Origin of the sequence: Delftia sp. 11MD, assembly GCF_050907895.1 — a bacterium.
Taxonomy (GTDB): Bacteria; Pseudomonadota; Gammaproteobacteria; order Burkholderiales; family Burkholderiaceae_C; genus Comamonas; species Comamonas tsuruhatensis.
The window spans coordinates 6,199,533-6,220,439 of the sequence record NZ_CP194333.1; the positions used below are offsets into that span (position 1 = coordinate 6,199,533).

Sequence of the window (20,907 nt, forward strand, 5' to 3'; positions counted from 1 at the left end):
GTGCCCACCATCCGTTCAGCGCAGAAAACCGGGATGCTGGGTGCGCAGGTGGCCGGCCAGCTCATCGGCGGCGGCACGTACCTGCTCCACCCAGTCGGCCATGCGGCCGGGAGCGATTTCGGTGAAGGCCACGGCCATGCCCAGGCCCGCCACGATGCGCCCCTGCGCATCGCGCACGGGCGCGGCGATGCTGGAGACGCCGGGCTCGTAGAAGCCCTCGCCCATGGCGTAGCCGCGTTCATGGTCCTGCTGCAGCAACTGCAGCAACTGTTCCACGCTGCGCGGCGTGCTTTCCGAGAACTGGGGCAGTTCGCTGCCGCCGAACAGGGCGCGCAGCTGGTCCGCGTCCATGTCCTGCAGCAGTGCCCGGCCCAGCACGGTGGCATGGGCCGGCAGCCGCGAGCCCACGCGCACGGCGCCCTGGAAGGCGCCGGCCGGCGCGATGCGCGCCACATAGACCACGGAGGTGCCGTCCAGCAGCGCCAGGTTGGTGGTGAAGCCCAGCCGGTCGCACAGCGACTGCAGCACGGGCTCGGCCAGCTGGGCCAGCGGCTGGGTGGACAGGTAGTCGTAGCCCAGGCGCAGCACGGCCAGGCCCAGCCGGTATTCGGTGCCCGAGCGTTGCAGATACCCCATGCCCTCCAGCGTCGTCAGCATCCGGAACACCGTGGACCGGGGCAGCGCCAGGGTGCGCGCCAGGTCGGGCGCGCTCCACACGGGCTGCGAAGGCGTGAAGCAGGCCAGCAGGCGCAGGCCGCGCTCCAGCGCGGGAACGGTGTAGCGGTCGTTGTCGGTGGAGAGGGTTTCGGAGGTATCGCTCATCGCAATTCGGGCAGGTAGGCCATCAGGTCAGCAGGGTGGCCAGCCTCTGTGCGACATCCGCAGGTTGTTCGACGACAGAGGCATGGCCGGCTGCCGCAAGCGTAACGTACCGCGCCCCCAGTCTTGCGGCCCAGGCCGCGCAGGCAGCCGGCGGCGTGACGACGTCGTGCTCTCCCACCCAGACCTCGACCGGCATGGCAAGGTGCCCCTCCGCCTGCCCCAGGTCGCTGCCGCACAGCAGCTCCACGGCCTGGGCGTAGCCTGCGGCATGCAGGCGCGCCGTGTTCCAGCGCACCCATTGGCGCACGGGCTCGGGCGCGGCGGGCGAGACCAGGCGCTGGTCGATGGCGGCAGCCAGGCCTTCGATGCCTTTTTCCTGCAGGGCCGCAAGACGGCCCTGGCGTACCTTGGCCTGCTGCTCGCCCATGCCGGGTGCGCCATAGCCGCCAGCGGGGCTGATCAGCACCAGTTGCTGCACGCGCCCGGCACCGGCCTGCACCGCCCAGGGCGTGCCCATGAGCGCACCCAGCGAGTGGCCCACCAGCAGGCAGCGGCGCACGCCCAGCGCCTGCAGCGACTGCTCCAGCACGCGGGCGTAGTCGGCGCCCGTGGGCGCGGCGGGTGCCAGCGGCGTGGAGCGGCCATAGCCGGGCGCGTCCCAGGCCAGCACACGCGTGCGCGGCGCCAGCGCCAGGGCCACGTCCATCCAGGACGCGGCGCCCGAGCTGATGCCATGCAGCATCACCACGGCAAAGTCCGAGGCCGTGTCGCCGGCCTCGCGCCAGGCGACCTGGGCGCCCCCGGGCAGGGCGATGAGGTGTTCGGGGAACTGCGCCTGAAGGCGCTGCTCCATGCGCTGCAGCGTCTGCGCGGTCATGGCAGGCCCGCTACTCAACGTTTGATTTTTGCCAGGGGGTGTTCTGGGGGATAGGTGGGCGTGATGGGCTTCTTGGCACCCAGCATCACGCACATCAGCGCGTCTTCGTCGCCGATGTTGATTTCCTCGCGGTACACGCCGGGCGGCACGGAGACCACGTCGCGGTCGGTCAGGATGGTCTCGAAGCGCTGGCCGTCCTTCTCCAGCACGAGCTTGAGCTTGCCGCGGATCAGGAAGAAGACTTCCTCCACATCGGTATGCAGGTGCGATGGGCCTTCATTGCCGGCCGGGATGACCATGGTGGAGAAGGTGAAGTGCTCGGCCGGGATGGTGTTGCTGTCCGCAGCCACGCCCGTGCCGCCCGTGCCGATGTAGCGCATCTGGCCACGGCGGTACTTGGGATCGAAGTCGGCCTGGAACTTCAGCGCGTCGAAGTCGTACTTGCGCGTGGAAAACCGCGCCACGCGCGATTCCATCCATTGTTCGAAGCTGGAGCCTTCGGGCTGGTCCCAGGTGCGGGGCGTGTTCTGAGCGGATTCGGACATGTGTCTCTCCATCAACGTCGGTGGATCATGGCGGGGAAGGCGCCATTTGTTTTATCCATGAATCACAGTTCATGGGGTAAAACAATTATAGGAAGATTGATCGCACGCAACAAGGGCCACATGCGCAGCGGCATGTGGCCCCTTTGCTGCCCCGTCCGTTAGGGAACAGCGATGCGGGTGCAACAGCGATGGCCGTGCCTCAGGCAGCCATGCTGCGCCGCCCAGGCCGAAAGCCCGCATGGCTGGCCGGCCAGACCACGGACAGGCAGGCCAGCGCCAACACCCCCAGCGCCCAGGGCAAGGCGCGGGCACCCAGCCAGCCCAGCAGCAGTCCGCCGGCCACGCCGCCGCTCGCCACGGCCAGGTTGAAGACCGTCACCAGCATGGACTGGGCCACGTCGGCGCCCTCGCCTGCCGCGTCGGCCAGCGCGGTCTGCAGCAGCGTGGGCGCGCCGCCAAAGCTCAGGCCCCAGGCCGCAACGCCGATCAGAACGGCCACGGCCGACTGCCCGGCCAGGCCCAGCACCAACGCAGACACGGCGAACAAGGCCAGGCTCAGCACGGTGAGTGCGCGCAGCCAGCGGTCCACCAGCAGGCCCGTGAGCCAGATGCCGGCAATGGCCGCAAGGCCGAACAGCAGCAGCACCCCATCCACCCTTTGCCCCAGACCCGCCGAAGCCAGGAAGGGCGCGATGAAGGTGTAGAGCATGTTGTGGGCCAGCATCCAGCCGAACAGCGCCAGCAGCACGGGGCGCACGCCGGGCATGAGCAAGATGCGCGCCACGGGCAGGCGCTGCTGCGCCGTCTGCCCGGCGTAATCCGGCACACCCAGCCGCACCCAGGCCAGCAGCAGCAGGCATAGCGCCGACAGCGCCCAGAACACGCCGCGCCAGTCGAACAGGCTGCCCAGCCAGGCGCCCAGCGGCACGCCGGCCGCCAGGGCCAACGGCTGGCCCACGCCCGCCACGGCCAGTGCACGCCCCTGCAGATGCGGCGGCACCATGCGCCGCGCATAGCCGGCCACCAGCCCCCAGATCACGCCCGCAGCCATGCCTGCGGCAAAGCGCGCGGCCAGGGTCAGGCCGTAGTGGCCGGACAACGCGGTGAGGCTGTTGAACAGCAGCAGCCCGCCCACCGCCGCCATGAACAGCGGCCGGCGCCTGAGCCCGCGCGTGGCGGCCACGACGGGAATGGCGGCCAGTACCGAACCCAGCGCGTATAACGTGACCATCTGGCCGGCCATGGCTTCGGACACAGCCAGTCCCGTGCCGATCTGCGGCAGCAGGCCGGCCGGCAGGGCCTCGGTCATGATGGCCAGAAAGCCTGCCATCGCCAGGGCCAGCAGCCTGCCCAGTGGCAGGCCTGTGTCGAAGGAGGTGTCCATGGGCGAATTCATTGCCTTGTCCTTGCTGCGCATCTCAGGCATGGGAGGCTGGATGGGATGCCAGGTGGGATGCCGCCATGTCCTTGTCGCCATGCCCGGCGGCCAGCGCGCGCTCGAAGCGGCGCAGCCCGGCCTGGGCGCCATCCAGCAGCAGGCCTGCGCCGGCGGCGGCATCGGCCACCAGTTGCGCGTCCTTGACGGCATTGGCCACGGTGAAGCTGGCGTCGTAGCGGCCTGACAGCATGGCAGCGGCCTTGGCCTGGAAGAAGCCGCTGTCCATGGGCCCGCCCGTGACGGCATCGACCACCAGGGCCGGTTCTATGTCCAGCCCCTTGGCCAGCGCCAGGCTTTCGGCCAGGCCATGCGTGAGTGCGAAGGCCCAGTGGTTGAGCGCCAGCTTGAGCCGGCTGGCGGCGCCTGCCTGCTGCGCAATCCACAGGCTGCGTTTGCCGATGGCATCGAACACCGGCTGCACCTGGCCGCGCTGCGCCAGCGGGCCTGCGGCCAGGATGACCAGCTGGCCCTGCTCGGCCGGCTGGCGCGTGCCCTGCACGGGGCAGTCGTAGAACACCAGGCCATGCCGATCGGCGAACTGCGCCAGCGGCGCGATGGCATCCACACCCACCGTGCTCAGTTGCAGCCACAGTGTGCCCGGCTGCAATGCGGGCGCTGCAGCCTGCATGGCCTGCAGCACGGCCGGCCCGTCCTTGAGCACGGTGACGACGATGCGGGCGCCACGCACGGCGTCGGCCGCATCGCCGCAGGCCTGAACGCCGTCGGTCGCAAGGGCCTGGGCCTTGGCGGCCGTCCGGTTCCAGGCGCGGACGGTGAAGCCCTTGCGTTGCAGGTTGCGCGCGACGGGCGCACCGATCAGGCCCGTGCCGAGCACGGCAATGGTGGTTTGAAGGTTTGAATGCATGGGAACTCCTGGGTGATGAGAGAGTGGAACAGACACGGAAAACTGAGATCCGGATTACTGGAACGATCATTCCAATTCAAGGAAAATAAAAACCCGCAACGGCACGACATGCGCGCGGCGGGTGGCGGGTGGCCGGCTATTGCGCCTGCAGCGCCATGTCGACCACGTCGACCACATCCATCAGGCACTGGCGGCGCTGCGGCGCGCTGCTGCCCTTGCCCAGCACGCGCAGGCCCTGCACGGTGTTCAGGACGAAGCGCGCCAGGGCGCGCGGCTTTTTGCTGTCGGTGATATCGCCTTCCTGCTGGCCGCGCAGGATGAGCTTTTCCAGCGCCTTTTGCAGGCGCTGGAAGTTGCCGGCCACCCTCTCGGCCACGGCCTCGTCATGGCCGGCCAGCTCCAGCGCGGCATTGGCGACCAGGCAGCCCCGGCGCCCGGCATCGCTCAATTCGTCCTGCACGATGCGCAGCAGCAGCTGCCGCACCAGGTCCCGGGCGCGTCCCGGGCCGGACAGCAGTTCCACGTTGGAGGTGGTCACGGCCTCATAGCGGCGCAGCGCATGCTGGAACAGCCCCTGCTTGTTCTCGAAGGTGCCGTACAGGCTGCTGCGCGACAGGCCCGTGCCGTCCACCAGGTCCTGCACCGAGGTGGCCGCGTAGCCGCGCTGCCAGAACACCTGCATGGCGGCGTCTGCAATGTCATCGGGGTCGAAGTCCTTGGTGCGCATGGTGGCTCATTGAATTGGAACGATCATTCCATTCAATGTAGGCGGCCGTTTAGCGGCTGTCAAGATTGCGCCAAAGGGCCTTCACTCGCAGGGAATTTCCAGCCCGACCTTCACGCGGTCCAGCGCCACGATGGTCTTGAACCATTTGACGTTGGGGTTCTCGGCGAACAGGCGCCGCGCCAGGGCCTCGTACTCCTGCATGGTGGCCACGGTGAGCACGAGCACGAAGTCCACCTCGCCCGTGACGTAGTAGCACTGCTGGACCTCGGGCACGGCGAAGTGCGATTTCATGGCGTTGAGCGCATCGATGCTGGTGCGCTCGGTCATGACCTCCACGATGATGGTGATGGGCCGGCCCACGCGCGTGGGGTCCACGGTGGCGGCCTGGCCGGTGATCACGCCTTCGGCCTGCATGCGCTTGAGGCGGCGCTGCACGGCGGCCGTGGACAGGTTGACCTGCTCGGCCAGCAGGCGCAGCGGTACCGTGCTGTCGCGCTGGACGATGGCCAGGATGGCGCGGTCGAAGCCGTCGAGGTCGGCCAGGTGTGCAGGGTGGGCGGTGTGCTTGGTCATGGGACGCGAGGACTTTTGGAGGGTGAGAAATTTTCTCGCAAACACCCTCAATTCAGAGACCAAAAAACAGGTGCTGCGAAATAGTATTTCGTCGTTTTCCGCATCCAACGCATGCGGACCTGCCTGCCGAGAAAGCCCATCCCATGGCCACCCTGCTCCACCTGTCTCCCGTGTTTCTTGTGATGTCCATGCTCATGGTTTTGCGCCGCCCGCCTGTGCAGGCGGCCATGGCCGGGGCGGCGCTGGTCGCCCTGCTGTGGCTGGTCGATGCCTGGATGGCGAAGGGCATCGCCGCTTCCGGCGCCGCCCTGGCCGCAGCGCGCGACACGGGCGTGCTGTTCCTGAGCACGGCCTTCGTGATCGTGCCGGGCCTGGGTTTCGTGATCCTCATCGAACGCATGGGCGTGAACCAGGCGCTGAGCCAGTGGGTGCGCTCGCTGGGCCTGGGGCCGGCCGATCAGGTGGTGTTCATCGTGCTGGGCCTGGCGCCGCTGCTGGAGGCGATGACGGGTTTTGGCGTGTCGCTGATCGCCACCGTGCCGCTGCTGCTGAGCCTGTTCGAGCGGCGCGCCGCACTGCGCATGGCGCTGGCGGGCATGGCCATCATGCCCTGGGGCACGCTGGGCCTGGCCACGGTGATCGGAGCCTCGCTGGCCCATGTGGATGCGGCCGCGCTGGCCGCTGTGTCCTCGCTGACCAGCGCGCCGGTGTTCCTGGTGCTGGGCGCCCTGTCCCTGCACCTGGCAGGCGAGCGCGGTGCGCGGGCCTGGCTGCTGCTGGGCGGCTTTGGCCTGCTGTTCGTGGTCGTGCTGCATGGCATCAGCCGCTGGCTGGGCCCCGAGGTGGCGGGCGTGGGCGCGGGCTTTGCGGTTGCGCTGGGCATGCTGGTGCGCGCGCTGCTGCTGCGCGGCACGGCCCAGGCGGCACCCGGCTGGCCGCGCCAGGCCTGGCCGTATCTGGCGCTCGCCCTTGCCATCGTGCTGCTCAAGCTGCTGGCCCTGGCCACGCAGTGGGACCAGCGCTGGATCGTGCAGGGCGCCCAGGTGGCCTGGAAGCCGCTGGCCTCGCCGGGCGTGGCGCTGACCCTGGTGCTGGCACTGCTGCTGGCGCGCGGGGCCGGCCGTGGCGTTGCCCTGGCTGGTGCTCTGGCCGCCCGCGCCAAGCGCCCGCTGCTGACCATCTTCTTCTTTCTGGCCATGTCCCAGATGATGGTCAAGGCCGGTTTCCTGTCCGGCCTGGTGCAGCTGCTGGCCGAACTGGCGCCTGCGGCCCTGGCGCCCATCGTGGCGGCCTTCGGTGCGCTGGCCGGCTACATGACGGGCTCCAACGTGGGCGGCAACGCGATCTTCATGCCCGCCATCGCCCTGCTGCCCGAGTCCTCGCGCCTGCTGCTGGCCGCCGTGCACAACAGCGCCGCCGGGCATGCGGCGCTGGGCTCTTTGTCCATCGTGATGCTGGTGCTGGGCCTGGCACGGACCACCGCGCAGGAAGAAGGCGAGCTGGTGCGCTTCGGCTTTGCGCTGGCCTGCCTCAATGCGGCGGCCGTGGCGCTGGCGGCGCTGGCCCTGGCGGGTCCGGGCGTGTTCTGAAGACGTGTTCCCTCCCAATGAAAAGAGGCGCCGCAGCGCCTCTTTGCAAACACGGCAAGCCGCCCGCGTTACTTGCTGTCGCGCAGCTCCCGGCGCAGGATCTTGCCAACCGGGGTCTTGGGCAGTTCGGTGCGGAACTCGATCACGCGGGGCCGCTTGTAGCCCGTGAGGTTGTCGTGGCAGAAGTCGCGCACGGCCTGTTCGGTGAGGCTGTCGTCCCTGCGCACGATGACCAGCTTGACGGCCTCGCCGGTCTTCTCGTCGGGCACGCCGACCACGGCGCATTCGAGCACGCCGGGGCAGTTGGAGACCACGTCCTCCACTTCATTGGGATAGACGTTGAAGCCGCTGACCAGGACCATGTCCTTCTTGCGGTCCACGATCTTGAAGTAGCCGCGCTCGTCCATGGTGCCGATGTCGCCGGTGCGAAAGTAGCCGTCGGCGGTGAACACCTTGGCGGTTTCGTCGGGGCGCTGCCAGTAGGCGGCCATGACCTGCGGGCCCTTGATGGCGACCTCGCCGCGCTCGCCGATGGTGGTCACGTCGTTTCCTTCGTCATCGACGAGCTTCATCCAGGTGCTGGGCAGGGGCACGCCGATGGTGCCCGAGAACTCGGTGGAGGTGACGGGGTTGCAGCTGACCGAGGGACTGGTCTCCGACAGGCCGTAGCCCTCGCAGATGGGACAGCCGGTCTTTTGCAGCCACAGCTGGGCCACGGCGCTTTGCACCGCCATGCCGCCGCCGACCGAGACCTTCAGGTGCGACCAGTCCACGGTGTTGAAGTCCGGGTGGTTGGCCAGGCCGTTGAACAGCGTGCTCACGGCCGGGAAGCTGTGAAAGCGCTGCGTGGACAGCTCCTTGAGCGTGGCCTTGAGGTCGCGCGGATTGGGAATCAGGATGGTTTTGCCGCCCGTGCGCATGGACAGCATCATGTTCACCGTGAAGGCGAAGATGTGGTACAGCGGCAGCGCGCAGATGCTGGTGGGCTGCTCGCCGGCCGGCACCTTGCCCATGGCGGGCTGGTTCCAGGCCTCGGACTGCAGCACGTTGGCGATGATGTTGCTGTGCAGCAGCACCGCGCCCTTGCTCACGCCCGTGGTGCCGCCCGTGTACTGCAGCAGGGCCATGTCGGAGGCCTGCAGCTGCGGTGCCTGGAAGGGCGAGCGCATGCCCTTGGCCAGCGCGTCGTTGAAGCGCACGGCCCCTGGCAGCGAGAACGGCGGCACCAGCTTCTTGACCTTGCGCACCACGTAATTGACGATGGCGCCCTTGAGCATGCCCAGCTGGTCGCCCATGGTGCACAGCACCATGTGCTGCACGGGCGTGGCGGCCTTGCAGGCCTGCAGCGTGTGGGCGAAGTTCTCGATGATGACGATGGCCTTGGCGCCCGAGTCCTTGAGCTGGTGCTCCAGCTCGCGCGCCGTGTACAGCGGGTTGACGTTGACGACCACGAAACCGGCGCGCAGCACGGCGGCCACGGCCACGGGGTACTGGGGCACGTTGGGCATCATCAGCGCCACGCGGTCGCCGCGGGCCAGGCCCAGGCTCTGCAGATAGGCAGCGAAGGCGCGGCTTTGCGCATCGACCTGTGAGTAGGTCAGCTCCTTGCCCATGAAGGAATAGGCCACACGGTCCGCGTAGCGGCTGAAGGCCTCCTCCATCAGGGCCACCAGCGAAGGGTATTGGGAGGGATCGATGTCGGCGGGCACACCTGCCGGATAGGCACCCAGCCATGGGCGGTCACTCATGCTGCTTGTCTCCTGGTTGTCTCGACTAATCGTGCATTCTCATAAAAAGCACGGTCGTTCGATACTGTGATAACCCTAGTACTACCCCTAGGGTCCGCATTGCGTTGCTCCAGGTCAAAGCTCGCCGGGCCGCCCAGGCCCTCCGTCACGACCGCGGTTCAATCCCAGGCCGGAGCCAGCCCGTCTGGGCTGACCTGGCGGTCGCCGCGCTCCAGCGCGGCGATGCGCTGCATGTCTTCGGCGCCCAGCACCAGCTGGCAGCTGTCCAGGTTGGCCTGCAGGTGGGCGCGCCGGGTGGACGAGGGGATGACGGCATAGCCCATGGCCATGGTCCAGGCCAGCGCCACCTGGGCGGGCGTGGCGCCGCGGGCGGCGGCGATGTCGGCCAGCACGGGATCGGCCAGCAGCCTGCCGTAGCCCAGCGTCATGTACGAGGTGGTGTGAATGGCCTGCTGGCGTGCGAAGTCGGTGACGGCGCGGTTTTGCAGATAGGGGCTGAGCTCGATCTGGTTGGTGGCGATGTTCGCGGCGCCCACGGCGGCGATGGACTGCTGCAGCAGCGCGATGTTGAAGTTGGACACGCCGATGTGGCGCGTCAGCCCCTGCTCCCTGGCGCGCATGAGGGCGCCCAGGCTGTCCTCCAGCGGCACGCTGCGCGAAGGCCAGTGGATCAGCGTCAGCTCCACATGGTCGGTGCGCAGGGCTTCAAGGCTGCGCTCCAGGCTGGGGATCAGCGCGTCGGCGGACAGGTTCTCGGTCCAGATCTTGGTGGTGAGGAACAGCTGATCGCGCGGCACGGCGCTGGCGGCGATGGCGGCCCCCACATCGGCCTCGTTGCCGTAGATCTGGGCGGTGTCGATGGCGCGGTAGCCCACTTCCAGGGCCTGGCCCACGGAGTGGCGCACCACCTCGTCCTTGAGGCGGAAGGTGCCCAGGCCGAACGCGGGCACCACGGAAGCGAGAGAGGCAGTCGATGTCATGCAGGTCTTTCAAAAAAGCAAACAAGGCGCGGAACAACGCCTCGAAGACTGCAGTCTGGCGCGTTCACGCTTGCAGATAAAGCCTGGTATCAGCAGAAAATATTTGACGCTGCAGCAACAATTGCGCCAAGCTGGCATCCCATGAAAACCACCCTGGACGAGTTGCAGGCCTTTCGCGCCGTGATCGACTGCGGCAGTATCACGGCGGCGGCCGAGCAGTTGGGACAGACCACCTCGGGCATCAGCCGCAGCCTGTCGCGCCTGGAGAAAAAGCTGGCCACCACCTTGGTGCGGCGCACCACGCGCAGCCTGGAGCTGACCGAGGAAGGCGCGCGCTTCCTGGCCCGCACGCGCGAGGTGCTGCAGGCCCTGGACGCGGCCGAGGAGGAACTGGCCGCGCGCCGTGAGGCGCCGGCCGGGCTGCTGCGCGTCAACGCGGCCTCGCCCTTCATGCTGCATGCCATCGTGCCGCTGGTGGGTGAGTTCCGCGCGCTCTATCCGCTGATCACGCTGGAGCTGAACACCGATGACCTGCACATCGACCTGCTGGCCCAGCGCACCGACATCGCCATCCGCATCGGCGAGCTGCGCGACTCCACGCTGCATGCGCGGCTGCTGTGCCACAGCCTGCTGCGCGTGCTGGCCAGCCCCGCCTACCTGCAGGCCCATGGCCCCGTGGCGAGCGTGGCCGCGCTGGCGCGCCACCAGCGCATCGGCAACAGCCAGGTGCCGGGCCTGAACCACTGGCCGCTGCGCACGCCCGAGGGCGGCGACCGCTGGGATGCCGCGCCCCAGCTCACGGCCTCCAGCGGCGAGACCATGCGCCAGCTGGCCCTGGCCGGCCAGGGCGTGGTCTGCCTGGCCGACTTCATGACCGTGCGCGATCGCGCCCAGGGCGAGCTGGTGCAGGTGCTGGCGCGCGAGACCGTGCAGCAGCGCCAGCCCATCCACGCCGTCTACTACCGCAACACGGCGCTGGCCGCGCGCATCACGGCCTTCCTGGACTTTCTCGCGCAGCGCATGGCGCAGTCCTGAGGGCCCTGTGACGTCCGCCTGAACGGCCTGAACGGCTTGATCGGCCCGTTCGGCTTGTGCATGCAGGGCGCATGCATATGCGTTTTGCTTCGTTGCCGCAGGGCTGGCGGCTTTACAGAATCCGGGATTCGCCGCAGCAGGCATGGGCCGGCTGCGGCCGGAGACCGCCTTGCCCCACCTGATCGAAAGCTTTGCCGACATGGCGCCCTTCGTGGCCCTGCGGCGCGACCTGCATGCCCACCCTGAGCTGGGCTTCGAGGAACACCGCACCTCGGCCATCGTGGCCGAACGCCTGGCCGCCTGGGGCGTGGAGGTGCACACCGGCCTGGCCGGCACGGGCGTGGTGGGCGTGGTGCACGGCAGGAATACGTACGCACGCCACGGCACGCGCACCATCGGCCTGCGCGCCGACCTGGATGCGCTGCCGCTGCAGGAAGAAAACCGGTTCGCCCACCGCTCGCAGCACGCAGGCCGCATGCATGCCTGCGGCCATGACGGCCACACCACCATGCTGCTGGCCGCGGCCTGGCATCTGGCACGCACGCGCGACTTCGCGGGCACGGTGCACCTGATCTTTCAGCCCGCCGAAGAGATGGGCAAGGCCGGCGCACGCAGGATGATCGACGAAGGCCTGTTCGAGCGCTTCCCCTGCGATGCGGTCTTCGCACTGCACAACTTCGCGCTGGACCGCGTGGGCAGCTTCGCGCTCAACCCGGGCGCGCTCATGGCCTCCAGCAACACCTTCCGCATCGTGCTGCATGGGCAGGGCACGCATGCCTCGCTGCCGCACACGGGCACCGATCCGGTGGCCGCCACCATTGATCTGGCCCAGCAGCTGCAGACCCTGGTCGCGCGCCATGTGGATTCGCGCGAACGCGCGCTGCTGGCGGTCACGCAGATCCAGGGCTCGGACGCGCCCAACGTGATTCCCGACAGCGCCTGGGTGGGCGGCACGGTGCGCACCTTCTCCGTGGCGGCGCTGGACATCCTCGAAGCCGCCCTGCGCCGCCAGGCCGAGCACACGGCCTTGGCCCATGGCTGCAGGGCCGAGATCCATTTCCGGCGCGCCTCTCCGCCCCTGGTCAACCACGCGGCCGAGGCCGCCTTCGCCGCCGCCGTGATGCGCGAGATCGCGGGCGACGACGCCGTGGACACGCAGTTCCCCGGCGTGCTGGCGGCCGAGGACTTCGCCCACATGCTGCAGGCGCGCCCCGGCTGCTACGCCTTCATCGGCAACGGCCAGGGCGATCACCGACTGCCCGGCCATGGCGACGGCCCCTGCCTGATCCACAACCGCTCCTACGACTTCAACGACGACATCCTTGCCATCGGCGCCAGCTACTTCGTGCGGCTGGTGGAGCGGTGGCTTGCCGTCACCCAGGAAACTTCCCCATGAAAACCTCTCACCCTTCTCCCGTCACCCGCCGCGTTCTGCTGGCAGCAGCCCTGGCCCTGGGACTGGCACCGGCCGTGCATGCCGAACGCGTGATCCGCATCGTCGTGCCCTTCGGCGCGGGCGCCACGCAGGACACGGTGGCACGCACCTTCAGCAATGAACTGGGCCAGGCCCTGGGCGCCACCGTGGTGGTGGAAAACCGGGCGGGCGCGGGTGGCAGCGTGGGCACGGCCCAGGTGGCCAAGTCCGCGCCGGACGGCAACACCCTGGTGCTGGCTGCGGCCAGCCACAACCTGGCCGGCCATCTGTACGCGAAGCTGCCCTATGACCCGCTCAAGGACTTCGTGGGCGTGTCTTTCCTGGGCCGCACGGGCTATGTGGTGGGCGTGCCGGCCGCCTCGGGCGTGCAGACCCTGGGCGAGCTGCTGCAGCGCGCCAGGGCCCAGCCCGGCCAGCTCAACTATGCGTCGGCCGGCAATGGCAGCGCCTCGCACCTGGCCTCGGCCTCGCTGGCCGCGCAGGCGGGCGTCAAGCTGCAGCACATCCCCATGAAATCCACGGGCGACGCCACGACCGAACTGCTGGCCGGCCGCGTGCAGCTGGTCACGGGCGCCACCATCGGCATGCTGGCCTTCCAGAAGGACCCGCGCGTCAAACTGCTGGCCTACTCGGGCCAGCAACGGTCGCGCTTCCTGCCCGATCTGCCCACGGTGGCCGAGTCCGGCGTGCCCGGCTATGCCTTCGACTCCTGGCTGGGCCTGCTGGCACCGGCCGGCACGCCGCCCGCCGAAGTGGAGCGCATCAACGCCGCCGTGCGCAAGGTGCTGGCCGAGCCCGTGGTCCAGGAGCGCCTGGCCCGCGTGGGCGTGGAAGCCGCCACCCTGCCGGCCGCCGAATTCCAGCGCCTGCTCAAGGACGACTGGGAAGCGTCCGGGCGCATCGTCAAGGCGGCCGACGTGCGCATCGAATAGTCACCCAGGCCAACAGTCACCCAGGCCGTCACAGCAGCTTGGTACCCAGCGGCACCTCGCGGTCGGGCACGCACAGCGCCACCTCGCCGTTCTCGTTGTGGAATCCCGTGACCAGGCATTCCGAGCGCATGGGCCCGATCTGCTTGCTGGGAAAGTTCAGCACAGCCACCACCTGGCGGCCTATCAGTTCCTCGGGCCGGTACAGCGCCGTGATCTGGGCGCTGGACTTGCGCAGGCCCAGCGCCGGGCCGAAGTCGACCTGCAGCACATAGGCGGGGCGGCGCGCCTCCTTGAACACCTGGGCGTCCACGATGCGGCCCACGCGCAGCTCCACCTTGAGGAAGTCGTCAAAGCCAATGGTCTCGTGCAATGCGGATGAAGTAGTCATGCGGCCATGATGCCGCGCCGCCGGTGCCGGCTTTGTCGAGCAACGCTTGCAGTGCTAGACCTGGGCCGCCTCGCGCGCCCGCTTGGCGGCCAGCACGCGCTGGCGCCAGCGATACAGCGCAATCGCATAGCCCGTGCTGTGCCCCGCCATGAGCCCGAACACCGACAGTGTGAGCGGACTGGCAATGAACCCATGCAGGCCGGTATCGGCGCCCGGCGACAGCCAGGCCAGTTGCACCACGCGCCAGGCGATGCGCGCCAGGAACAGCAGGGACAGGGCAATGCCCAGATGGGTATGAGGCGTGTAGTACAGGCCCTGTGGAGTCGGTTCGAGCTGCGTGCGCGACCAGGCCCAGCGCGACAGCAGCCCGCCGCAGACCAGCCCGCCGCCCAGCGCCGCCAGCGCAGGCCAGTGGCCCCAGGCGACCCAGCTCACCAGGCCCAGCAGCACGGTGTAGATGCCCAGCGTGATCCAGGGCCGGTACTTGTTCGTGCGCTGGCGCCCCACGAGCCGCCGGTAACGCGCGTGCAGGCGCCAGACCAGCAGGGGCAGCAGCACGATCAGCGTGGTGGAACTCGCGTGGACAGCCATGGGAACCTCCGGTGTGGCGCACAAGCCGCCAGTGTCGCAGCTTCCATGAAAAAGGCCGGCATCGCGTCCGATGCCGGCCTGGTGCAGGGCCCGTCGACAGGCCCCGCAGCGGTTCGCGCCAGGATTACTTGGCGGCGACCACGCGCACCATTTCCAGGCACTTGTTCGAGTAGCCCCACTCGTTGTCGTACCAGGACACGACCTTCACGAAGGTCTTGTCCAGGGCGATGCCGGCTTCGGCATCGAACACCGAGGTGCAGGACTCGCCGCGGAAGTCCGTGGCCACGACCTTGTCTTCGGTGTAGCCCAGCACGCCCTTGAGCACGCCTTGCGACTGGGCCTTCATTTCGGCGCAGATCTCTTCGTAGCTGGCTTCGCTGTTCAGCTCCACCGTCAGGTCCACCACCGACACGTCGGAGGTGGGCACACGGAAGGACATGCCGGTCAGCTTCTTGTTGAGCTCGGGAATCACCACGCCCACGGCCTTGGCTGCGCCCGTGCTGGAGGGAATGATGTTTTCCAGGATGCCGCGGCCGCCGCGCCAGTCCTTGTTGCTGGGGCCGTCCACGGTCTTTTGCGTGGCGGTGGCAGCGTGCACGGTGGTCATCAGGCCGCGCTTGATGCCCCACTTGTCGTTGAGCACCTTGGCCACGGGAGCCAGGCAGTTGGTGGTGCACGAGGCGTTGGAGATCACGTCCTGGCCGGCGTAGGTCTTGCAGTTCACGCCGAAGACGAACATCGGGGTGCTGTCCTTGGAAGGCGCGGACATGATGACCTTCTTGGCGCCGGCAGCCAGGTGCTTGCGTGCGGTCTCGTCGGTCAGGAACAGGCCGGTGGCCTCGATCACGATGTCGGCGCCGACTTCGTTCCACTTCAGGTTGGCGGGGTCGCGCTCCTGCGTCAGGCGGATGGTCTTGCCGTTGACGATCAGGTTGGAGCCCTCCACCGAGACCTCGCCCTTGAAACGGCCGTGCACGCTGTCGTACTTGAGCATGTAGGCCAGGTAGTCGGGCTCGAGCAGGTCGTTGATGCCCACGACTTCGATGTCGCTGAAGTTCTGCACGGCAGCGCGGAACACCATGCGGCCGATGCGGCCGAAGCCGTTGATACCGATCTTGATCGTCATATTTGCCTCTTGGATTGACGGATTGCGAAAAACGGAAAAACTGAAACGGTGAGGGCCAGGCCGGGCCTGGCGGGCGGCAAAAAGGGGCCACAGGCCCCTTCTCGCAGCTTTACTTGCCGGCGCGCTGCAGCGCAGCCTGCACGGTGTCGGCCACGTTCTCGGCCGTGAAGCCGAAGTGCTTGAACAGCACGGGCGCTGGGGCCGATTCGCCGTAGGTGTCGATGCCGACGACGGCGGCGCAGCCGTACTTCCACCAGAAGTCGGTCACGCCCATTTCCACGGCGATGCGCGGCAGGTTGGCCGGCAGCACCTGGCTCTTGTACTTGGCGTCCTGCTTGTCGAAGGTGGTGGTGCTGGGCATGGAGACCACGCGCACGGCGACCTTGCGCTCGGCCAGCAGCTTCTGGGCTGCCAGGGCCAGCTGCACTTCGGAGCCGGTGGCGATGATGACGGCCTGGGCCTTCTTGTTCAGGCCGACGGCCTTGGGCTCGGACAGCACGTAGGCGCCGCAGGCGATGTCGTCCAGCGTGTCTTCGGTCTTGGCTGCGTAGGCCAGGTTCTGGCGCGACAGCAGCAGGGCCGTGGGCTTGTTCTTCTGGCTCAGGGCCACGGTCCAGGCGACGGCGGTTTCCGTGGTGTCGGCAGGGCGCCAGACATCCAGGCCCGGGATCAGGCGCAGAGAGGCGGCGTGCTCGATGGACTGGTGGGTCGGGCCGTCTTCGCCCAGGCCGATGGAGTCGTGCGTGAAGACATGGACCACGCGCTGCTTCATCAGCGCGGCCATGCGGATGGCGTTGCGGCTGTAGTCGCTGAAGGTCAGGAAGGTGCCTGCGTAGGGGATGTAGCCGCCATGCAGGGCGATGCCGTTCATGATGGCGGCCATGCCGAACTCGCGCACACCGTAGTTGATGTGGCGGCCGATCTTGCCGTCATCGGTCAGGACCACGGCACCCTTGTCGTCCACGCGCAGCGAAGGCGTGCTCTTGGTGTTGGTCAGGTTGGAGCCGGTCAGGTCGGCCGAGCCGCCCAGCAGTTCGGGCAGGGCTGCGGTCAGGCCTTCCAGGGCCAGCTGGCTGGCCTTGCGGCTGGCCACGGTGGCGCCTGCGTCATGCGCGTCGGAGGCGATCTGCGCGGCGATCTCGCCGAAGTTGGCGGGCAGGTCACCGGCCATGCGGCGCTTGAATTCGGCAGCCAGTTCGGGGAAGGCCTTGGCATAGGCGGCGAACTTCTTGTTCCAGGCCGCTTCGGCCTTGGCGCCGGCGGCCTTGGCATCCCAGTCGCCGTAGACGCTGGCGGGGATGTCGAAGGGGCCGTGCTCCCAGCCCAGGGCCGCGCGGGTCAGCGCGATTTCCTCGGCGCCCAGGGGCTCGCCGTGGGCCTTGGCCGTGTCCTGGCGGTTGGGCGAGCCCTTGCCGATGCTGGTCTTGCAGCAGATCAGCGTGGGCTTGTCGCTGCTCTTCTTGGCGGCGGCGATGGCGGCATCGATGGCCTGCACGTTGTGGCCGTCCACGTCGCGCACCACGTTCCAGCCATAGGCTTCGAAGCGGGCGGGCGTGTTGTCGATGAACCAGGGGGCGACCTTGCCGTCGATGGAGATGCCGTTGTCGTCGTACAGCGCCACCAGCTTGCCCAGCTTCCAGGCGCCGGCCAGGGCCGCGGCCTCGTGGCTGATGCCTTCCATCAGGCAGCCGTCACCCAGGAACACGTAGGTGTGGTGGTCGACGATGGCGTGGCCTGCGCGGTTGAACTCGGCGGCCAGCAGCTTTTCGGCCAGCGCGAAGCCCACGGCATTGGTGATGCCCTGGCCCAGCGGGCCGGTGGTGGTTTCCACGCCGGGGGTGATGCCCACTTCGGGGTGGCCGGCCGTCTTGCTGTGCAGCTGGCGGAAGTTCTTGAGCTCGTCGATCGGCAGCGCGTAGCCCGTGAGGTGCAGCAGCGCGTAGATCAGCATGGAGCCGTGGCCGTTGGACAGGATGAAGCGGTCACGGTCAGCCCATTGCGGGTTGACGGGGTTGTGCTTGAGGTGACGGCTCCACAGTGCCACGGCCATGTCGGCCATGCCCATGGGGGCGCCGGGGTGGCCGGAGTTGGCTTGTTGAACGGCATCCATTGCGAGTGCGCGGATCGCATTCGCCATTTGTTGAGTGTTGGCCATCAGGGCGCTCCGTGAAGGAGGGGGTAATCAGAGTAAGCCGGCTATTTTAAAGGACGCGGGTTTTCGGCTCCCGCGCGCGGGGCAATGGCCGCTGGCAATGGTCTACAGTTGCGCTCCATGACCGCCTCGCCCATCCAGCCGTTCCCCGCCGCCAAGGCGCTTTTCCTCACCGAGCAGCCACCGGCCATGCTGCTGGCCGCAGGCCGTGGCGAGCGCATGCGGCCGCTGACCGACACCTGCCCCAAGCCGCTGCTGCAGGTGCAGGGCCGGCCACTGCTGCAGCACCACCTGCAGGCCCTTGCGCAGGCCGGCGTGCGCCGCGCCGTGGTCAACACGGGCTGGCTGGGCGAGCAGATTCCCGCGCGCTTCGGGGCGCGCTTCGCGCCCGACACAGGTGGCGAGCCGCTGCATCTGGCCTATTCCCCCGAGCCCGAGCAGGCGCTGGAGACCGCAGGAGGCATTGCGCGCGCGTTGCCGCTTCTGGACACGGTGTTCTGGCTGGCGGCCGGCGATGTCTACGCGCCCGACTTTGATTTCCCGTTCGAGGCGGCCCGCGAATTTGCCGCCAGCGGACGGCTGGCCCATCTGTGGCTGGTGCCCAACCCCGAGCACCATCCGCGTGGCGACTTCGGCGTGGACGAACTGGGCCTGGCCTGCGACTGGCCCGAGGGCGATGCCCGTCCGCGCCAGACCTACGGCACCATTGCGCTGCTGCGCGCCGAGCTGTTTGCCGCGCCCTGGTGCGACATCCCGCCCGGCAACCCCGACGGTTGGCGCGTGCCGCTGGTGGCGCTGCTGCGCCGGGCGATGGCCGCCGGCCAGGTGAGCGCCAGCCTGTATGCCGGGCGCTGGACCGACGTGGGCACGCCCGAGCGGCTGCAGCGGCTCAACACGCCAGCCGCCTGAGACGTCGGACTGACACGCCGGCCTGGCACGTTGGCCTGGGGCGCCCGCTGGTGACTTCGGCGCCCGGGCAGGCGAAGGCGCTCCGTGTTAGCGTCGCCGGTTCGGCGCAGCGGCGCGCCAGAAAGCGTTTCGATGAGTGTGATCCAGTATGTGATGTTCCTGGCCCTGGTGGGCCTGGCCACGTTTTGCCAGAACCTGACGGGCTTTGCCTTCGGGCTGATCTTCGTGGGCGTGGCCGGTGCCACGCACCTGATGGGCATTGGCGATGCGGCCAACGTGGCCTGCCTGCTGTCCGTGGTCAACGGCGTGGCCTACCTGCGCGCCCACCGCCAGGTGCCGCAGTGGTCCCTGCTCAAGCCCATGCTGATCAGCAGCGTCATCGGCGTGATCGGCGGCGTGCTGCTGCTGCAGTGGCTCAGCGGCAATGCGCTGAGCGGGCTGCGCATGCTGCTGGGCCTGGCCATCGTGGCCTGCGCGCTGTTGCTGTTGCTGCAAAAGCAGGTCAACGCGCAGGTGTCGGGGCCGGTGTCGCTGTGGGTGGCCGGTGTGGCCTCGGGGCTGCTGGGCGGGCTGTTTGCCACGCCAGGCCCGCCCATGGTCTACCACCTGTACCGCCAGCCGCTGGACCGCCTGGTGGTGCGCCAGTGCCTGTTTGCCATGTTCCTTACCTGCGCGCTGCTGCGCCTGGTGATGGTGGCCTGGGAGGGCGAGATCACCGCCAGCGTGCTGCTGGCGGCGGCCCTGGCCTTTCCCGTGGTGACGGTGGTGACCTGGCTGCACATGCGCCATCCGCCCGCCCTGCCCAAGCGGCTGGTCGAATGGATGGTCTGCCTGCTGCTGGTGCTGTCGGGCACCAGCCTGCTGGTGTCGGGCTGGAACGCCAGCCACCCCCAGCCCGTGGTGCCCGATGACGAGATGGCCATGGCCGTGCCCCAACGGTCCCAGGCTGCGGCCCCCGCGCCGCGCTGACAACAAAAAAGCCCGCCGGGCGGACCGGCGGGCTTTTTTTGAAGGGGAAGGAACCGATCAGTTCACGACCTGCTGCAGCGAACCGGCAGCGTACTTGGCGGCCATCTGCTCCAGCGTGTAGCCCTTGATCTTGGCACCCTGGCCTTCGCAGCCGAACTCGATGTAGCGGGCCTTGCAGATCTGCTTGGCGGCTTCGCGGGCAGGCTTGAGCCATTCGCGGGCATCGAACTTCTCGGGGTTCTCGGCCAGGAACTTGCGCACGGCGCCGGTCATCGCCAGGCGGATGTCGGTGTCGATGTTGATCTTGCGCACGCCGTGCTTGATGGCTTCCTGGATTTCCTCGACGGGCACGCCGTAGGTTTCCTTCATGGCGCCGCCGTACTGGCGGATGATTTCCAGCAGTTCCTGGGGCACGGAGGAGGAGCCGTGCATGACCAGGTGGGTGTTGGGCAGGCGCGCGTGGATTTCCTTGACGCGCTGGATGGACAGGATGTCGCCCGTGGGCTTGCGCGTGAACTTGTAGGCGCCGTGGCTGGTGCCGATGGCAATGGCCAGCGCGTCCAGCTGCGTGGCCTTGACGAACTGGGCCGCTTCCTCGGGGTCGGTCAGCAGGGCCGAGTGGTCGAGCACGCCTTCGGCGCCCACGCCGTCTTCCTCGCCGGCCATGCCGGTTTCCAGCGAGCCCAGGCAGCCGAGCTCACCTTCGACGGTGGCGCCCAGCTTGTGGGCCATTTCCACGACCTTGCGGGTCACGTCCACGTTGTATTCGAAGGAGGAAGGCGTCTTGCCGTCTTCCATCAGCGAGCCGTCCATCATCACCGAGCCGAAGCCCAGGTTCAGCGCGCCCTGGCAGATGGCGGGCGAGGTGCCGTGGTCCTGGTGCATGACCAGGGGGATGTGGGGATACTGCTCGGCAGCGGCCTGGATCAGGTGCTTGATGAAGGGCTCGCCGGCGTACTTGCGGGCGCCTGCGCTGGCCTGCAGGATGACGGGCGCGCCCACTTCGTCAGCGGCCGACATCACGGCTTGCACCTGCTCCAGGTTGTTGACGTTGAAGGCGGGAAGACCGTAGCCGTTTTCGGCAGCGTGGTCCAGCAGTTCGCGCATCGAAACGAGAGGCATGTGTAGGGTCCGTATCAAGTTGTTGAGAGGGGGATGCCCCTGCCGCATGGCGGCCGCCGCTGCGTCATGGGTTCGCTGCGGGGC

20 protein-coding genes are annotated in these 20,907 nt (G+C 68.4%); 6 read left to right on the forward strand and 14 right to left on the reverse strand.

Annotation, left to right across the window (positions count from 1 at the left end; translation table 11 throughout):
- Nucleotides 1-15 precede the first annotated feature (15 nt).
- From ACRSCF_RS28380 to ACRSCF_RS28410, 7 genes are all read right to left on the reverse strand, one after another.
- The gene (locus ACRSCF_RS28380) at nucleotides 16-822 is read right to left on the reverse strand and encodes an IclR family transcriptional regulator (RefSeq protein WP_126311145.1); all 807 of its coding nucleotides are present in this window, start codon (nucleotides 820-822) and stop codon (nucleotides 16-18) included.
- A gap of 22 nt (nucleotides 823-844) precedes the next feature.
- Nucleotides 845-1,699, reverse strand: coding sequence for an alpha/beta fold hydrolase (locus ACRSCF_RS28385; protein ID WP_034363418.1), 855 nt, complete (start codon nucleotides 1,697-1,699; stop codon nucleotides 845-847).
- Nucleotides 1,700-1,713: 14 nt separating this feature from the next.
- Nucleotides 1,714-2,244, reverse strand: a complete 531-nt coding sequence (locus ACRSCF_RS28390; RefSeq protein WP_016449821.1) for a cupin domain-containing protein — start codon at nucleotides 2,242-2,244, stop codon at nucleotides 1,714-1,716.
- A 199-nt stretch (nucleotides 2,245-2,443) separates the two neighbouring features.
- Nucleotides 2,444-3,640 (reverse strand): MFS transporter, encoded by a 1,197-nt coding sequence (locus ACRSCF_RS28395; protein WP_034363546.1) that lies wholly within the window; start codon nucleotides 3,638-3,640, stop codon nucleotides 2,444-2,446.
- Nucleotides 3,641-3,662: 22 nt separating this feature from the next.
- The gene (locus ACRSCF_RS28400; RefSeq protein ID WP_034363416.1) at nucleotides 3,663-4,547 is read right to left on the reverse strand and encodes an NAD(P)-dependent oxidoreductase; all 885 of its coding nucleotides are present in this window, start codon (nucleotides 4,545-4,547) and stop codon (nucleotides 3,663-3,665) included.
- A 136-nt stretch (nucleotides 4,548-4,683) separates the two neighbouring features.
- Nucleotides 4,684-5,274 (reverse strand): TetR/AcrR family transcriptional regulator, encoded by a 591-nt coding sequence (locus ACRSCF_RS28405; protein WP_013804518.1) that lies wholly within the window; start codon nucleotides 5,272-5,274, stop codon nucleotides 4,684-4,686.
- A gap of 81 nt (nucleotides 5,275-5,355) precedes the next feature.
- Entirely contained in the window at nucleotides 5,356-5,847 is a 492-nt protein-coding gene (locus ACRSCF_RS28410) for an Lrp/AsnC family transcriptional regulator (RefSeq protein ID WP_016449824.1), read from the reverse strand.
- A gap of 143 nt (nucleotides 5,848-5,990) precedes the next feature.
- Between ACRSCF_RS28410 and ACRSCF_RS28415 the strand changes: the two genes are divergently transcribed.
- Nucleotides 5,991-7,436, forward strand: a complete 1,446-nt coding sequence (locus tag ACRSCF_RS28415; RefSeq protein ID WP_016449825.1) for an L-lactate permease — start codon at nucleotides 5,991-5,993, stop codon at nucleotides 7,434-7,436.
- A gap of 68 nt (nucleotides 7,437-7,504) precedes the next feature.
- Here the strand turns inward: ACRSCF_RS28415 and ACRSCF_RS28420 are convergent, their stop codons facing one another.
- Together ACRSCF_RS28420 and dkgB are read right to left on the reverse strand one after the other, a co-directional pair.
- On the reverse strand, nucleotides 7,505-9,184 hold the full coding sequence (locus ACRSCF_RS28420; RefSeq protein ID WP_047217875.1) for a long-chain-fatty-acid--CoA ligase: 1,680 nt from the start codon (nucleotides 9,182-9,184) through the stop codon (nucleotides 7,505-7,507).
- A 158-nt stretch (nucleotides 9,185-9,342) separates the two neighbouring features.
- Nucleotides 9,343-10,164 (reverse strand): 2,5-didehydrogluconate reductase DkgB, encoded by an 822-nt coding sequence (gene dkgB / locus ACRSCF_RS28425; protein ID WP_034363414.1) that lies wholly within the window; start codon nucleotides 10,162-10,164, stop codon nucleotides 9,343-9,345.
- 141 nt (nucleotides 10,165-10,305) lie between these two features.
- Between dkgB and ACRSCF_RS28430 the strand changes: the two genes are divergently transcribed.
- The 3 genes from ACRSCF_RS28430 to ACRSCF_RS28440 all read left to right on the forward strand — a co-directional run bounded on the left by ACRSCF_RS28430 (nucleotide 10,306) and on the right by ACRSCF_RS28440 (nucleotide 13,566).
- Entirely contained in the window at nucleotides 10,306-11,199 is an 894-nt protein-coding gene (locus ACRSCF_RS28430; protein ID WP_016449828.1) for a LysR family transcriptional regulator, read from the forward strand.
- Nucleotides 11,200-11,341: 142 nt separating this feature from the next.
- Nucleotides 11,342-12,595: a M20 aminoacylase family protein gene (locus ACRSCF_RS28435; RefSeq protein WP_244387613.1), complete on the forward strand. Its 1,254-nt coding sequence runs from the start codon at nucleotides 11,342-11,344 to the stop codon at nucleotides 12,593-12,595.
- On the forward strand, nucleotides 12,592-13,566 hold the full coding sequence (locus ACRSCF_RS28440; RefSeq protein ID WP_016449830.1) for a tripartite tricarboxylate transporter substrate binding protein: 975 nt from the start codon (nucleotides 12,592-12,594) through the stop codon (nucleotides 13,564-13,566). The genes ACRSCF_RS28435 and ACRSCF_RS28440 overlap by 4 nt, the downstream gene beginning before the upstream one ends.
- Nucleotides 13,567-13,594: 28 nt before the next feature.
- On the opposite strand, the gene ACRSCF_RS28445 is transcribed toward ACRSCF_RS28440, so the two are convergent.
- From ACRSCF_RS28445 to tkt, 4 genes are all read right to left on the reverse strand, one after another.
- Nucleotides 13,595-13,954, reverse strand: a complete 360-nt coding sequence (locus tag ACRSCF_RS28445) for a tRNA-binding protein (protein ID WP_016449831.1) — start codon at nucleotides 13,952-13,954, stop codon at nucleotides 13,595-13,597.
- A gap of 54 nt (nucleotides 13,955-14,008) precedes the next feature.
- On the reverse strand, nucleotides 14,009-14,545 hold the full coding sequence (locus ACRSCF_RS28450) for a hypothetical protein (RefSeq protein WP_016449832.1): 537 nt from the start codon (nucleotides 14,543-14,545) through the stop codon (nucleotides 14,009-14,011).
- A 124-nt stretch (nucleotides 14,546-14,669) separates the two neighbouring features.
- Nucleotides 14,670-15,671 (reverse strand): type I glyceraldehyde-3-phosphate dehydrogenase, encoded by a 1,002-nt coding sequence (gene gap / locus ACRSCF_RS28455; RefSeq protein ID WP_034363412.1) that lies wholly within the window; start codon nucleotides 15,669-15,671, stop codon nucleotides 14,670-14,672.
- 109 nt (nucleotides 15,672-15,780) lie between these two features.
- Nucleotides 15,781-17,826 carry a transketolase gene (gene tkt / locus ACRSCF_RS28460; RefSeq protein ID WP_244387614.1) on the reverse strand — a complete coding sequence of 682 codons (2,046 nt, stop codon included), beginning with the start codon at nucleotides 17,824-17,826 and terminating at the stop codon, nucleotides 15,781-15,783.
- Nucleotides 17,827-17,943: 117 nt separating this feature from the next.
- Here tkt and ACRSCF_RS28465 point away from each other — a divergent pair, with 117 nt between their 5' ends.
- Complete coding sequence (locus tag ACRSCF_RS28465) at nucleotides 17,944-18,732, forward strand: nucleotidyltransferase family protein (protein WP_034363410.1); 789 nt, start codon at nucleotides 17,944-17,946, stop codon at nucleotides 18,730-18,732.
- 132 nt (nucleotides 18,733-18,864) lie between these two features.
- On the forward strand, nucleotides 18,865-19,701 hold the full coding sequence (locus ACRSCF_RS28470) for a sulfite exporter TauE/SafE family protein (protein ID WP_034363409.1): 837 nt from the start codon (nucleotides 18,865-18,867) through the stop codon (nucleotides 19,699-19,701).
- Between the two features lie 57 nt (nucleotides 19,702-19,758).
- On the opposite strand, the gene fba is transcribed toward ACRSCF_RS28470, so the two are convergent.
- Entirely contained in the window at nucleotides 19,759-20,823 is a 1,065-nt protein-coding gene (gene fba / locus ACRSCF_RS28475) for a class II fructose-bisphosphate aldolase (RefSeq protein WP_013804528.1), read from the reverse strand.
- Nucleotides 20,824-20,907 lie beyond the last annotated feature (84 nt).